Raw genomic sequence first — 13,122 nt, 5'->3', positions numbered from 1 at the left:
CCGCGCTTTCAAGCCGCTCCGCTCTGGTCGGCAGCGCACCCCCCCATAACGGGGGGGTGCTTTTTTACCGCCGAGGCCTGGCCCCGGCGGGGCTTTTTCTTAAAACCCACGCACGTTAAGGAAGGGCTCGGGGTGGGGGTGGCCGGAGGTGTTGTTCCAGCCCGCGGCGTTTTTGGCGTTGTGCAGAAGGGTCTGTTTGACCTCGGCCTTCTTGGGCGTTCAGGGTGTCAGGCCCTATAGTGAAGCCCATGGACTTCCTCGAGGCCCTTTCCCGTCCCCCCCTCGTTCTCGGGGTGGACCCAAGGCCAAAGCTCCACGGTCCCGAGCCCTTGGCCCACATCCGCCGCTACACCTTGGAGCTTTTGGAGGCCCTGGCTCCCCGCCTTGGGGCGGTGAAGTTCCAGCTCGCTTTCTTTGAGGCCCTGGGGCCTAGGGGGATGGAGCTCTTGGTGGAGCTCGCCAGCGCTTCCCGGGTCATGGGCCTCCCCGTGATCTTTGACGGGAAGCGGGGGGACATCGGCTCCACCGCCGAGGCCTACGCCCAAGCGTATCTGGAAGCCTTCCCGGGAAGCGCCCTCACCGTGAACCCGTACCTGGGCCTGGACGCCCTAAAGCCCTTCTTCCTGGCCGCCTCCCGCACGGGGGGCGGGGTCTTCGTCCTGGCGAAGACCTCCAACCCCGGCTCCGGCTTCCTCCAGGACCTCCCCGTGGAGGGGAGGCCTCTTTACCTCCACCTGGCCTGGGCCCTGGCCCGGGAGGGGGAAGGGTACCGGGAGGGCCCCTGGAGCCGGGTGGGGATGGTGGTGGGGGCCACCTACCCGGAGGCGGTCCGGGCGGTGCGGGAAGCCGCCCCCCACGCCCCCCTCCTCCTTCCCGGGGTGGGGGCCCAGGGGGGAAGGCCTCTTGGGGGAGAAGGGCTGCTCCTTGCTGCGAGCCGGGCCCTTTACTACCCCGAGGGAAGGCCGGACCTGGAGGCTGCGGCGCGGGTGGCGGAGGCCCTCCTTAAGGCTTTGGTAGAGTAGGGGGGATGGACGTCCTGGAGCTTTACCGGAGGACGGGGGCTCTTTTAGAGGGCCACTTCCTCCTCAGGTCGGGCCTTCACTCCCCCCTCTTTTTGCAGTCGGCGGCCCTCCTCCAGCACCCCCTTTACGCCGAGGCCGTGGGGGAAGCCTTGGGAAAGCTTTTTGAGGAGGAGAAGGTGGACTTCGTCATCGGCCCCGCCCTCGGGGGGGTGGTGCTCTCCTTCGTGGTGGCGAGGGCCCTCGGGGCCAGGGCCCTCTTCGCCGAGAAGGACGGCCAAGGGGGCATGACCCTCCGCAAGGGGCTCACCGTGAACCCGGGGGACCGCTTCCTGGCGGTAGAGGACGTGGTGACCACCGGGGAAAGCGTCCGCAAGGCGATCCAAGCGGCGGAGGCCCGGGGAGGGGTGCTGGTGGGGGTGGGGGCCTTGGTAGACCGGAGCGGGGAAGGGGTGGACTTCGGCGTGCCCTTCCGGGCCCTGGCCCGCCTCGAGGCGCCCCAGTACCCGAAGGAGGCCTGTCCCCTCTGCCGGGCGGGGGTGCCCTTGGAGGAGGTCTAGGCGATGCGGGGCCTGGCCTTCCTTCTTCTCTTCGCTTTAGCCCTCGCGGCCCCGGAGGAGGTGGCCAAGGAAGCCGTTTCCCGCTGGCTTAGGGGGGAGCTATCCCCGGGCCTCGAGGAGGTCCTTAGGGCCCCCCCGGAGGAGGTCCCGAAGCTCCTGGAGCGCTACGCCCTCTTCCCCCCACCCCCTGAAGGGCTTTCCGTGAACCTGGCAAGCCCCCGGGTGGAGGAGGGCCGGGTCTACTTCCCGGCCGCCCTCGGGGAGGAGGTGGGGGAGGTAGTGGTGGCCCTGGAAGGGGAGAGGGTGCGGCGGGTCTATTTCCGCCCCCAGGGTTTGGGGGTGCCCCCTTACCTCCTCACCCCCGGGGCGGGGTGGGGGTTTTTCTTCCTCTCCCTCTTCTGGACCCTGCTTCTTTTTCAGCCCTCTCCCTTCCGGGCCTGGTGGCTGGAGGCCTTGGCCCTCCTTAGGGGTCATCGGAGGCTTTACCTCTTCACCAACCTTCTCCTTTACGGCCTTTTCGCCCTGGGGGCGGGGATGGCTTACGGGATGCCGGAGCTGGCCCGGGCCCTGCAGACCCTTTTCGGGGGGGCCCTCGAGGCCCTAGGCCTGGAAGGGGCGGTGGGGAAGGGGGTTTTGGTCCTGGCGGGGGTCATCTTCCACTGGAACTTCACCCAGGGGCTCCTCCTCACCGGCCTTCTCCCTGCCCTCCTCTTGGGACTTCCCGTTCTCCTCTTGAACGCCCTGCGTTACTTGGTCTTCGGCTTCGCCCTTTCCCCGGTCCTCCTGGGGGGGATGTTTTTGGCCCACCTGCCCACCCTGCTCCTGGAGCTCCAGGCCTACATCCTGGTGACCTTTGGGGGGCTTGTGCTCCTCCTCAAGACCCTCCGGGGGGAGGGGTATAGGAGGGGCCTAAGGGGGCTTTTCCTGGCCTTTTATCTGGGGGCTTACGTGCTCCTTCTCGCCGCCTGGTACGAGGCCTGGGAGGTGGTCTTCCTCCTATGAGGGTGGCGGTGCTGGGCGCGGGGGCCTGGGGGACGGCCCTGGCCGTCCTCCTCGCCAGCAAGGGGGTGCCCACGGCCCTGTGGGCGAGGCGCCGGGAGCACGCCGAGGCCCTTAGGGCATCTCGGGAGAACAAGGACCACCTGCCCGGGGTGGCCCTCCCCGCCTACCTCTACCCCACCCACGACCCCGAGGAGGCCTTGGAGGGGGTGGAGCTCGCGGTGGTGGTGGTGCCCTCCAAGGCCCTGCGGGAGACCCTCGCCATCCTTCCCCCGGCCCCCTGGTACGTTTCCGCCACCAAGGGCCTCTACTACGAGGAGGAAGTCCAAACGCCCGCGGAGGTGGTGGAGGCCTTGACCGGTAGGCCCGCCGTGGTCCTTTCCGGGCCCAACCACGCCGAGGAGGTGGCCCGCTTCCTCCCCACGGCCAGCGTGGCCGCGGGGCCGGAAGACCTCGCCCGGCGGGTCCAGGCCCTCTTCTCTGGGCCCACCTTCCGGGTCTACACCAGCCGGGACCGGCGGGGGGTGGAGCTTGGGGGGGCGGTGAAGAACGTCCTGGCCCTGGCGGCGGGCATGGTGGATGGCCTCAGGCTTGGGGACAACGCCAAGGCCGCCCTCCTCACCCGGGGCCTTAGGGAGATGGTCCGCTTCGGCACCGCGCTTGGGGGAGAGGAGGCCACCTTCTACGGACTTGCGGGCCTTGGGGACCTCCTGGCCACCGCCTACAGCCTTCACTCCCGCAACCGCGGGGCCGGGGAGAGGCTGGTGCGAGGGGAGGCCCGGGAGCGCCTCGAGGACCGGGGGGTGGTGGAAGGGCTTTACGCGGTGCAGGCCATGGTGGCCTGGGGAAAGGAAGCGGGGGTGGAGCTTCCCATCGCCGAGGCCGTCTACCAGGTGGCCTACGGGGGCCTGGACCCCCTGGCGGCCCTCAAGGCCCTCATGGCCCGGGAGCCTAAGGAGGAGTGATGCCACCCCATGCTGGCCCAAGCTGGCATGGGGGTCCCGGCAAGGGGTTTTCAAGGGGCTTCCTCGGGCCAGCCGGGCGAAGGAAGCGAAAGGGGAGGGGGTCCGGAGGTAGCATGGAGAAAATGCTTGCCCGAAAGCCCCTTTCCTTGGAGCACTATCTGGAAGAGGAGGCGGAAAGCCCTGTGAAGCGGGAGTTCTACCGGGGCTTTCCCTACGCCATGGCCGGGGCCAGCGCCCTCCACAACCGGGTGGCCCTGAATATTGCCGCCCGCTTCCTGGAGGCGGCCCGGCCCCGGGGGTGCCGGGTTTACATGAGCGACATGAAGCTCCGCATCCGGGACGAGGCGGTCTACTACCCGGACGTGATGGTGGTCTGCGGGGAAGGCCCGCCCCACCCGTACTACGAGAAAGCCCCCTGTGCCGTGGTGGAGGTCCTCTCTCCCGCCACCGAGGCCCTGGACCGCAGGGAGAAACGGGCCATGTACCTGAGTCTGGATAGCCTCCAGGTCTACCTTCTGGTGGACCCGGAGAGGCGCCGCTTTACCGCCTACCGCCTTACCCCGGAGGGGTTTGTGGAGGAGGAGGGCGAGGAGGTGTACGTGCCCTGCCTGGACCTCTGCCTCTCCCTCGAGGACGCCTTCCGGCTTTAAAAGAACTCGGCGAGGAAGCCCAGAAGCGCGGTGCGGAAGGCCTTGGGGTTTTCCAGGTTGGCGAGGTGGCCTGTCTCCGGGAGGATGAGCATGCGGGCGTCGGTTAGGGCCTTCCACATGCGCTTGGCCTCCTCCGGGGGGGTGAGGGTGTCCTCCTCCCCCACGAGGACCAGGGCGGGCACCTGCATGCGGGAAAGGAGGGGGGTGGAGTCGGGCCTTTCCGCGAGGGCGGTGAGGCTTTCCGCCACGGCCTCGGGGCTCGCCTCCAGGAGGATCGCCTTGGCCTTCTCCACCACCTCGGGCTTGGTGGCCTGGGTCGTCCGGCCCAGGTGGCTTGGGAGGAGGGCCTCGGGCAGAAAGCCCACCCCTTCCTTAAGGACCCGCTCTCTTAGGGCGTACCGGTTCCGCTTGGCCTCCTCGCTGTCGGGCCCTGAGCGGGTGCTGGAGAGGACCACGCCCAGGAAGCGCTCCGGGGCCCTCCGGAAGAGCTCAAAGATGAGGTACCCCCCCATGGAAAGCCCCACGAAGACCGCCCGCTCCAGCCCCGCTTCCTCCATTTCCCGGAGCACCTTCCCCGCGGCCTCTCCCAAAGGGAGCCCCAGGTAGTGGGGGGCGAGGACGGGGAGGCGGGTCTTGAGAAGGGCCACCTCCTTCTCCCACATCCTGGGGCTATAGGGGAAGGCGTGCAGAAAGACCACGCCTTTCATGCTTCCTCCACCACGGCTTCGCCCTTGAGGCCCAGGGCCTCGAGGCGGGCGATGAGGGCAGGGTCCTCCACGATGACCACGTTCTCCTTGCCCAGGCTCTTGGCCCGGATCTTCCCCTCCTTGGCGGCTTCCTTCCAGGCCTCCATGAGGTCGGGGTGCGCCACCAGGAGGGGCGTCACCTTGTGGGCCGGGTAGCGCTTCACTTTAAGGCCTCCTCCAGGGCGTGCCAGGCCAGGGTGGCGCACTTCACCCGGGCGGGGAGCTTGGCCACCCCCTGGAGGGCGAGGAGGTCGCCCAAGGAGGGGTCCGGGGGGGCGCCCTCCACCACCATGGCCTGGAACTTCCGGGAAAGCTCCAGGGCCTCTTCCACCTTCTTTCCCTTCACCGCCTCGGTCATGAGGGAGGCGCTCGCCGTGCTGATGGCGCAACCCTGGCCTTGGAAGCGGATGTCGGCGATGGTGTCCCCCTCAAGGAGCACCATCACCTCCACCTGGTCCCCGCAGGAGGGGTTCATCCCCCCGGCCTGCTTGGTGGCCTGGGGCAGGGCCCCGAAGTTCCTGGGGCTTTGGTAGTGGTCCAGGAGGATCTCCCGGTAAAGCTCGTCAAGGACGCTCATTGGTCCATTATAGCCAGGCCCGGTACTTGGCCTCTATCCTTAGAAGGGCTTCCACAAAGCGGCCCACCTCCTCCTTGGTGTTGTAGAGGTAAAAGCTCGCCCGGGCGGTGGCCGCAAGGCCGAGCTTCCGGTGCAGGGGCTGGGCGCAGTGGTGGCCCGCCCTCACGGCGATTCCCTCCTGGTCCAGGAAGGTGGCGAGGTCGTGGGCGTGGAGGCGGCCCAGGGTGAAGGGGATGACCCCGCCCCGGTCCAGTCCCTTAGGCCCGTAGACCCGGAGGTGCGGGACCTCCTCCAGGCGCTTTAGGGCGTACTCCAGAAGGGCCCGGTCGTGGGCGAAGACCCTTTCCATCCCCACCTCCATGAGGTAGCAGGCCGCCTCCCCCAAGGCAATGGCCTCGGCGATGGGGGGCGTGCCCGCCTCAAAGCGCTGGGGCGGGGGGGCGTAGGTGGAGCGGTTCACGTGGACCTCGCGGATCATCTCCCCGCCTCCCAGGAAGGGCATCATCCCCTCCAGGATCTCGTACCTTCCCCAAAGGGCCCCGGCTCCCGTGGGCCCCAGCATCTTGTGCCCGGAGAGGGCGAAGAAGTCGGCCCCCAAGGCCTTCACGTCCACGGGGAGGTGGGGGGCGGACTGGGCCCCGTCCACCACCACCAACGCCCCCGCTTCCTTGGCCCTCTTGGCGATCTCGGCCACGGGGTTGATGGTGCCGAGGACGTTGGACATGTGGACCAGGGAAACCACCTTGGTCCTCTCCGTGAGGAGGTCGTCCAGGGCGCTTAGGTCTAGCCTTCCCTCCTCGGTGAGGGGGATGGCCTTCACCTTGGCCCCGGTGAGGCCCGCCACCAGGTGCCAGGGGACGAGGCCCGCATGGTGCTCCATCTCCGTGACCAGGACCTCGTCCCCCTCCTTGAGGTTCCGAAGGCCCCAGGCGTAGGCCACCAGGTTCATGGCCTCGGTGGTGTTGCGCACGAAGACGATCTCCTGGGGCTCGGCGTTGAGGAAGCGGGCTAGGCGCCTACGGGCCTCCTCGTAGGCCTCGGTGGCCTCGGCGGAAAGCCGGTAGGCGCCCCGGTGGACGTTGGCGTTCAGGGTCTCGTAGTAGCGCTTTAGGGCCTCTATGACCCGTTTGGGTTTCTGGCTGGTGGCGGCGGAGTCCAGGTAGACGAGCTCCGGGCGCTGGGCGAGGAGGGGAAAGTCCTCCCTTAAGGCGCTTAGGTCCATGCCCTAAGTTTACGCCCTGCCTCCATGGGCGGGCGCTTAGGCGAGGTCCCGCTTCATGCGCTCAAAGGTCTCCTGGTCTATCTCCCCCCGGGCGTACCGCTCCCTCAGGATCTCCAAGGCCCGGTCCACCCTTTCCCGCCGGGGGAGGGTGCGGACCACCAAGTACACCCCAAGGACAAGAAGCCCCAGCCAGAGCAGGGGCAGAAGCCAGCCCCAGAGCCCCAGGCCCATGTGAGGGCCGTAGCCGTACCATCCGTGGGCCCACGCCGTCATCCCTCCCACCTCCTGGCCTCAGGGTAGGCCGGGGCGGTTAGAGGGCGGTAAGGGCCGTGCGGCGGAGGAGCATGGCGTTCACCGCCACCGCCACCGTGGAGAGGCTCATGAGGAGGGCCCCCACCGCCGGGGAAAGGACGATGCCTAAGGGGTAGGCCACCCCGGCGGCGAGGGGGAGGGCAATGGCGTTGTAGCCCGTGGCCCAGAAGAGGTTCTGCACCATCTTGGCGTAGGTGGCCCGGGCGAGCTTCAGGGCCCGGACCACATCCAGGGGGTCGCTCTCCACCAGAACGAGGTCCGCAGCCTCTATGGCCACGTTGGTCCCCGCCCCGATGGCGATGCCCAGGTCGGCCTCGAGGAGGGCCGGGGCGTCGTTGATCCCGTCGCCCACGAAGGCGGTGGGCCTCCACCGTCTGGGCCTTCCCCTTCAGGTCCACCCGCCCGGGGTCAAAGGCCTGGCCGTTGGTGAAGAAGCGGGCCGCCATCATGTCCTCGGTGAGGACCAGGCGGCGGGTGGCCACGGGGGCGGGCAGGGTGGGGAAGGGGCTTAGGGCCTTGGGCAAGGGAAGCGGCCCTCTTTCCGCAAGCGGCAGGCCGTGCCAGTGGAGGTTGGTGGGCTCAGAGAGGCGGTTTCCCAGGGTGAGGTGCACCGTGTCCTTGGGGCGGACCCGGAGAGTGGGCCCGGGGAGCCCCAGCATGCCCTTTGGGCTAAGGCGCGTAAAGCCCCTAAAGCCGGGCGAGGGCCCGGGAAAGCCTGGCGCGGGCCTCCTCGGCCACGGGGGCGAGGGCCCTTTGGGTGGCCTCGGGGAGGACCCGGAACATCTCCCCGGGGTCTTGCACCAGAACCTCCACCCCCTCCTCGGCCTCCCGGAGCACCACGTTGCAGGGGAGGAGGAGGCCGATCTCCGGAAGGGCCTCCAGGGCCCGCGCCGCCAGGTGGGGGTTGCAGGCCCCGAGGATCAGGTAGGGGGGCCTTTCCAGGCCGAGCTTGGCCTTTAGGGTGGCGGCCAGGTCAATCTCGGTCAGGATCCCGAAGCCTTCCTCCTTGAGGGCGGCCTCCACCTGGGCCCGGGCCTCGGAAAGGTTGGCCTTGAGGACCTTGCTCATCCCGGTCATGGATACCTCCTACCCCTATAGTCTACTCCCCGTGCCCGCCCAGGAAGGGGCCGTGCCAGGTGTGGACCCAGACCTCCCCGGTGTAGGCGTTCACGGAGAGCATGCCCTCCACCTCTTTGCAGCCGAAGTCCAGGGTGTAGTACCCGGGGAAGGCGCCCTCCTCCAGGACCCGGGCTCCGGGGAGGAAGCCCTTGAGGAAGGTTTCGGCGAGCTTTTTGGCCTCCTCGAGGCCGTAGCGCACCGGGGCCTGGACGGGGCCGTGCATCCCGTAGCGGGTGTTCCACATCATGTTGGGCCCGGGCTCGGGGGAGACCACTCCGGTGTAGCGGTCGGCGATGAGCTCAAAAAGCCCCTGGCCCCGCTCGTCCACCACCTGGACGTAGTAGTTCTGGCTGAAGGCCATGAAGTCCTTGAGGCGCGCCCCCGGGTAAAGCCGCTTGGCGTAGGCCTCCATCCGGGCCTTGGCCACCTCCTGGGGAATGGGCTTCGCCTCCGGGGGATATACGGCCATTATGCCCATGCCCCCCATCCCCATCATCCCGTAGCCGGGGCCGTAGCCTCCCATCATGCCCTGGGTGAGGGCGAGCCCCAAAAGCCCAAGGGCCGCCAAACCCAAAACCCAACCGGTCCGCTTCATGCTTCCCCTCCTTCCAGCTCCCTCTTGAGCTTTTTAAAGGTCTCCTCGTCCAGCTCTCCCTTTGCGTAGCGGAGCCTGAGGGCCTCCAGGGCCTCGTCCTTTCCCTTGCGGCCCTCCCACCCCTCCAGGGCCCTAAAGCCCAGGTAGACCAGGAAGGCCAAAAGGGCCAGGAAAAGGAGCATGTTGAAAAGCCCGAAGAAGCCTCCGAAGCCGCCCATTCCGCCCCAACCCATCATGCCCATCGTCTACCTCCCATCTATACCCTAGCCCCGTACTGTTAAGCCCGCGTAAAGGAGGCGCGGGCCGGGGTAGGCTGGTCTTGGTGATCCGTAAGCGCCTCTTCGCCCGCCTCTACCCCGGGCTTTCCGCCCGGCACGAGGCGTTGGTGGCGGAGAGGAAGCGGGCCCTTTTCCAGGAGGCCCTTAGGCGGGTGCGGCCGGAAAAGGTTCTGGAGATCGGCCCCGGGCCCGGCACCAACCTGGCCCACCTGCCCGAGGGGGTGGCGTACCTGGCCCTCGAGCCCAACCCCTTCTTCCACCCCCACCTGCGGGAGGAGGCGAGGAAGCGGGGCCTCGCCCTCACCCTGCTGCCCGGGCGGGCCGAGGCTATTCCCCTCCCCGGGGAAAGCGCGGACCTGGTGGTGGGCACCCTGGTCCTCTGCTCGGTGGCGGACCCCGAAAAGGCCTTGGAGGAGGTCCACCGGGTCCTAAGGCCGGGCGGGGCCTACCTCTTTCTAGAGCACGTGGCCGCTTCCCCAGGGACCTCTTTGCGCTTCCTCCAAGGAGTGGCCACGCCTTTGTTCGCCTTTTTCGGAGATGGGTGCCACCCCAACCGCGAGACCCTCGCCCTAATCCGGGCCTGCTTTCCCCGGGTGAAGGCGGAGGCCTTTTCCCTCCCCCTTCCCGTGGTGGCTCCCCACGTGGCGGGGCTCGCCTTCAAGGAGTAGGGGATACGGGCTCCCCTTCAGCGCTCCGAGGGCACGGTTTCGAACAAAAACCTTTGCAGCTCCGCTTCAGGGGCCCGCTGGCTCAGGTAGAGCACCTCCACCCCCACGATCCGGCCCTCCTCGTCGTAGTCCACGATGATCCCGGGGGCCACTTCCTCCGAGCGGCTGGCCGGACCTTCGGTTAGCGTCAAGTAGAGCGCATCCGCTTCACGGTCTATCTTTAGCCTCATAAGACTACCCTCCGGTCCAAAAACGCCGTTACCACCCGCATGGGGTGGGGCTTAGGGTTCACGACAACTCGGAGTACCTTATTCTCCCTCTCCGGAATCCGGACGAGGCGGTGCTCCAGTGAGGGGTCTACCCGGTCCTTTTCCACGGCTTCTGGAAAGGCCAGCGCCCGCTCTATCCACTCTAGGGGGATGCCCCTCTTCTCCAGAACCTCCCGTGCGTGCTGGGTGAGGACGTATTCCAGGCTCCCCATGCCGGGCTTCGGCACCCTAAAGCTAGGGTAGCCTCCCTTGGGCTTCCCTTCAAGCAGAAGGAGATCTGGGGGCAGCCTTCCCGATCCTTGGGCTTTCGGCAGGGACGCGTCCTTACGGAAGCTTCCAGACCCGCCCTTGGCCGTCGATGAAAACGAGCCTTCCCGCCTCCTGGGGATGGGCGGCGAGGGCTAAGACCGCGCCCTGCCAGAGCCTTTTCCTAAGACCTCAAACCCCGGCCCCCCTCAGAAAAGCCCCGAGGACCTCCAGGAGGGCCGGGTCGTCGTCCACCAGGAGGACTTTCATGCGAGGTCCCGCTTCATCCGCTCAAAGGTCTCCTTGTCAATCTCCCCCCTGGCGTACCGCTCCCTCAAAACCTCCAGGGCCCGGTCCCGCCTTTCCGGGGCCAGGTACCGGACGAGCCAGTAGACGAAGAGGCCCAGGAGGACGAACCAGAGGAGGCCGAAGAGGGGCCCCCACCAGCCCAGGTACCAGCCGCTTCCGCACCACCACATGCCCATCACCTCCAAGGGTTACCTTAGCTCGGTTGGGTTAAGCCCCAGTAAAGCCTTGGGGCCGGAAACCCCGTAGCCTCAGGGAGTTGGTGAGGACGAAGAGGCTACTGAGGCTCATGGCCGCCGCGGCCAGCATGGGGTTGAGGAGGAGGCCGGTGAAGGGGTAGAGGGCCCCCGCGGCCACGGGGATGAGGACCAGGTTGTAGGCGTAGGCCCAGAAGAAGTTGAGGTAGATGGTGCGCAAGGTGCGCCTCGCGAGCCGGACCGCGTTTACCACCCCCCAAAGGTCAGGGGTGAGGAGGACCACGTCCCCGGCCTCGAGGGCGATGTCCGTGCCGCTCCCCATGGCGAGGCCCACGTCCGCCTGGGCTAAGGCGGCGGCGTCGTTGATGCCGTCTCCCACGAAGACCACCTTCCGCCCCTCGGCCTGGAGCCTGCGGATGGCCTCCACCTTTCCCTCAGGCCTCACCCCGGCGAGGACCTCGGGGATGCCCAGGGCTTCCGCCACCTGCCGGGCCGGGGCGGGGTGGTCCCCGGTGAGGAGGACGAGCCTCAGGCCCAGGGCTTTCAGGGCCGCCGCCACCCCCTGGGCCTCGGGCCTTGGGGGGTCAAAGACGGCGAAGGCGGCGAGAAGGCGGCCTTCCTCCGCCAGGTAGAGGGGGGTGTACCCTTCCTCGGGGAGGGCCTTGGCCTCCTCGGGAAGGGGCACGCCCAGGCGCTCCATGAGGGCGGGGCCTCCCAGGTGGAGGCGCCTTCCTTCCATCCGGCCCTCCACCCCCTCCCCGGGAAGGGCCCGCACCTCCTCCGCTTGGGCCTGGGGCAGGCCCTTCGCCGCCTCCAGCACCGCCTTGGCCAGGGGGTGTTCGCTTCCCCTTTCCAGGGCGGCGGCAAGCCTTAGGGCCTCCTCCCGGGAGAGGCCGAAGGGGAGGACCTTGACCAGGGTGGGCTTCCCCTTGGTGAGGGTCCCGGTCTTGTCCAGGACCACGGTGTCCGCCCGGGCCAGGGCCTCGAGGGCCGTTCCCTTGCGGAAGAGGAGGCCCATCTGGGCCGCCCGTCCCGTGGCCACGGCGATGGCCGCCGGGGTGGCAAGGCCCATGGCGCAGGGGCAGGCGATGAGGAGCACGGCGAGGGCGGCCACGAAGGCGTGGGCGAGGCCGGGGCCCAGGAAGAGCCAGAGGAGGAAGGTGAGGAGGGCGATCCCCAGGACCACGGGCACGAAGACGCCCGCAATGCGGTCGGCGAGCTCCTGGACTTTGGGCTTGTGGCCTTGGGCCTCCTCCACCATCCGGGCCATCTGGGCCAGCACCGTGGCCTCGCCCACCCGGCTCACCCGCACGAGAAGGACCCCCTCGCCGTTCACCGTGCCTCCCACCACTTCGTCCCCGGGGCCCTTGGCCTTGGGGATGGGCTCCCCGGTGAGCATGGACTCGTCCACGTGGCTTTGCCCTTCCAGGACCACCCCGTCCGCAGGGATGCGTTCTCCCGGCAACACCCGCACCAGGTCCCCGGGGATCAGGGCCAAGGCGGAGATCTCCTTCTCCTCCCCGTCCTGCACCACGCGGGCGGTTTTAGGCCTTAAGGCGAGGAGCTTCCTGATGGCCTCCGAGGCTTTGCCCTTGGCCCCTTCCTCCAGGTGCTTGCCGAGGAGGACGAGGGTGAGGATCACCGCCCCGGCCTCAAAGTAGAGGTGGCGGGCCTCCTCGGGGAAAAGCCCCGGGAAGAGGAGGACCAGGAAGGAGTAGAGGTAGGCGCTTCCCGCCCCTAGGGCCACCAGGGTGCTCATGCCGAAGGAAAGGTGGCGGGCCTCGGCCAGGGCCTGGCGGAAGAAGCGCCTACCCGCATAGAGGACGGGGAGGGCGGCGAGGGCCTGGAGAAAGCCGGGGGGGTGGGTCAGGGAAAGGAGCATGGGCCCCATGGCGAGGAGCAGGGTGAGGAGGGCGAAGGGGACGGCGAGGAGAAGGTCGTTGCGGTAGGTGGGAAGGGGCTTAGCTTCCTCCTCGGCCACCTCCACAGGCTCGTACCCCGCTTCCCGGATGGCCTGGTGCAGGCGGGGCAGGCTCACGGCGTCCGGAAGGTATTCCACAAAGGCCTTCTCCGTGGCCAGGTTGACGCTTACGGAGAGGACCCCGGGCAGTCGGCCAATGGCCCGTTCCACCCGGGCCACGCAACTGGCGCAGGTCATGCCCTTTACTGGGATCTCGGCCCGGGCCACCACGGGCTCGTAACCCGCCTCCTCCACCCGCTTCAGGACCTCTCTAAGGTCCACGCCCTCTTGGAGGCGCAAAAAGGCCTCCTCGGTGGTGAGGTTGACCCGGGCCTCCTCCACCCCCTCCGCCCGCTTCAAGGCCCTTTCCACCCGGGCCACGCAGGCGGCGCAGGTCATGCCCCTGACGCCTACCTTGATCTCCTGGGCCATGG

At 68.3% G+C, this 13,122-nt stretch carries 18 protein-coding genes and 2 pseudogenes; 6 read left to right on the top strand and 14 right to left on the bottom strand.

Translation table 11 applies throughout. From position 1 onward, the window contains the following. The first annotated feature begins 248 nt into the window (after positions 1-248). From pyrF to ACY5J6_RS10445, 5 genes are all read left to right on the top strand, one after another. Positions 249-1,022 carry an orotidine-5'-phosphate decarboxylase gene (pyrF, locus tag ACY5J6_RS10465; RefSeq protein ID WP_462844997.1) on the top strand — a complete coding sequence of 258 codons (774 nt, stop codon included), beginning with the start codon at positions 249-251 and terminating at the stop codon, positions 1,020-1,022. Positions 1,023-1,027: 5 nt separating this feature from the next. After that, a complete protein-coding gene (gene pyrE, locus ACY5J6_RS10460; RefSeq protein ID WP_462844995.1) occupies positions 1,028-1,579 on the top strand; it encodes an orotate phosphoribosyltransferase in 552 nt (183 codons plus the stop codon). A 3-nt stretch (positions 1,580-1,582) separates the two neighbouring features. Next, positions 1,583-2,581, top strand: coding sequence for a hypothetical protein (locus ACY5J6_RS10455; protein ID WP_462844993.1), 999 nt, complete (start codon positions 1,583-1,585; stop codon positions 2,579-2,581). Next, positions 2,578-3,543, top strand: a complete 966-nt coding sequence (locus tag ACY5J6_RS10450) for an NAD(P)H-dependent glycerol-3-phosphate dehydrogenase (protein WP_462844991.1) — start codon at positions 2,578-2,580, stop codon at positions 3,541-3,543. The genes ACY5J6_RS10455 and ACY5J6_RS10450 overlap by 4 nt, the downstream gene beginning before the upstream one ends. 113 nt (positions 3,544-3,656) lie before the next feature. Beyond that, complete coding sequence (locus ACY5J6_RS10445) at positions 3,657-4,193, top strand: Uma2 family endonuclease (RefSeq protein ID WP_462844990.1); 537 nt, start codon at positions 3,657-3,659, stop codon at positions 4,191-4,193. Here ACY5J6_RS10445 and ACY5J6_RS10440 read toward each other — a convergent pair. The 10 genes and pseudogenes from ACY5J6_RS10440 to ACY5J6_RS10395 form a co-directional block, all read right to left on the bottom strand. Further along, the gene (locus ACY5J6_RS10440) at positions 4,190-4,900 is read right to left on the bottom strand and encodes an alpha/beta fold hydrolase (protein ID WP_462844988.1); all 711 of its coding nucleotides are present in this window, start codon (positions 4,898-4,900) and stop codon (positions 4,190-4,192) included. The two genes, ACY5J6_RS10445 and ACY5J6_RS10440, sit on opposite strands and share 4 nt — an antisense overlap. Then, the gene (locus ACY5J6_RS10435) at positions 4,897-5,103 is read right to left on the bottom strand and encodes a hypothetical protein (protein WP_462844986.1); all 207 of its coding nucleotides are present in this window, start codon (positions 5,101-5,103) and stop codon (positions 4,897-4,899) included. The genes ACY5J6_RS10440 and ACY5J6_RS10435 overlap by 4 nt, the downstream gene beginning before the upstream one ends. Then, a complete protein-coding gene (gene sufU, locus ACY5J6_RS10430; protein ID WP_462844984.1) occupies positions 5,100-5,516 on the bottom strand; it encodes a Fe-S cluster assembly sulfur transfer protein SufU in 417 nt (138 codons plus the stop codon). The genes ACY5J6_RS10435 and sufU overlap by 4 nt, the downstream gene beginning before the upstream one ends. A 7-nt stretch (positions 5,517-5,523) precedes the next feature. Continuing rightward, entirely contained in the window at positions 5,524-6,738 is a 1,215-nt protein-coding gene (locus ACY5J6_RS10425) for an aminotransferase class V-fold PLP-dependent enzyme (RefSeq protein WP_462844983.1), read from the bottom strand. 36 nt (positions 6,739-6,774) lie between these two features. Next, positions 6,775-7,011 carry an SHOCT domain-containing protein gene (locus tag ACY5J6_RS10420; RefSeq protein ID WP_462844981.1) on the bottom strand — a complete coding sequence of 79 codons (237 nt, stop codon included), beginning with the start codon at positions 7,009-7,011 and terminating at the stop codon, positions 6,775-6,777. Between the two features lie 37 nt (positions 7,012-7,048). After that, positions 7,049-7,414, bottom strand: a pseudogene (locus ACY5J6_RS10415) (HAD-IC family P-type ATPase); the annotation flags it as partial. A 190-nt stretch (positions 7,415-7,604) separates the two neighbouring features. Beyond that, positions 7,605-7,709, bottom strand: a pseudogene (locus ACY5J6_RS10410) (multicopper oxidase domain-containing protein); the annotation flags it as partial. A gap of 28 nt (positions 7,710-7,737) precedes the next feature. Beyond that, positions 7,738-8,127, bottom strand: a complete 390-nt coding sequence (locus ACY5J6_RS10405) for a DUF302 domain-containing protein (RefSeq protein WP_462844980.1) — start codon at positions 8,125-8,127, stop codon at positions 7,738-7,740. A 22-nt stretch (positions 8,128-8,149) separates the two neighbouring features. After that, complete coding sequence (locus tag ACY5J6_RS10400) at positions 8,150-8,764, bottom strand: peptidase M4 (RefSeq protein WP_462844979.1); 615 nt, start codon at positions 8,762-8,764, stop codon at positions 8,150-8,152. Then, positions 8,761-9,000, bottom strand: a complete 240-nt coding sequence (locus tag ACY5J6_RS10395; RefSeq protein WP_462844977.1) for an SHOCT domain-containing protein — start codon at positions 8,998-9,000, stop codon at positions 8,761-8,763. The genes ACY5J6_RS10400 and ACY5J6_RS10395 overlap by 4 nt, the downstream gene beginning before the upstream one ends. A gap of 83 nt (positions 9,001-9,083) precedes the next feature. Between ACY5J6_RS10395 and ACY5J6_RS10390 the strand changes: the two genes are divergently transcribed. Continuing rightward, on the top strand, positions 9,084-9,710 hold the full coding sequence (locus tag ACY5J6_RS10390) for a class I SAM-dependent methyltransferase (protein ID WP_462844976.1): 627 nt from the start codon (positions 9,084-9,086) through the stop codon (positions 9,708-9,710). 17 nt (positions 9,711-9,727) lie between these two features. On the opposite strand, the gene ACY5J6_RS10385 is transcribed toward ACY5J6_RS10390, so the two are convergent. The 4 genes from ACY5J6_RS10385 to ACY5J6_RS10370 form a co-directional block, all read right to left on the bottom strand. Further along, positions 9,728-9,940 carry a DUF2283 domain-containing protein gene (locus ACY5J6_RS10385; protein ID WP_462840765.1) on the bottom strand — a complete coding sequence of 71 codons (213 nt, stop codon included), beginning with the start codon at positions 9,938-9,940 and terminating at the stop codon, positions 9,728-9,730. Beyond that, positions 9,937-10,206: a DUF4258 domain-containing protein gene (locus ACY5J6_RS10380; RefSeq protein ID WP_462844975.1), complete on the bottom strand. Its 270-nt coding sequence runs from the start codon at positions 10,204-10,206 to the stop codon at positions 9,937-9,939. Before ACY5J6_RS10380 ends, ACY5J6_RS10385 begins: the two co-directional genes overlap by 4 nt. A gap of 285 nt (positions 10,207-10,491) precedes the next feature. Beyond that, positions 10,492-10,704, bottom strand: a complete 213-nt coding sequence (locus tag ACY5J6_RS10375) for an SHOCT domain-containing protein (RefSeq protein ID WP_054638423.1) — start codon at positions 10,702-10,704, stop codon at positions 10,492-10,494. Positions 10,705-10,741: 37 nt separating this feature from the next. Beyond that, complete coding sequence (locus tag ACY5J6_RS10370; protein WP_462844973.1) at positions 10,742-13,120, bottom strand: heavy metal translocating P-type ATPase; 2,379 nt, start codon at positions 13,118-13,120, stop codon at positions 10,742-10,744. Positions 13,121-13,122 lie beyond the last annotated feature (2 nt).

It is taken from the genome of Thermus sp. H19.2, from assembly GCF_054979525.1.
Note: the sequence above shows the minus strand (reverse complement) of the source record. Positions and strands in the feature narration are given on the sequence as shown.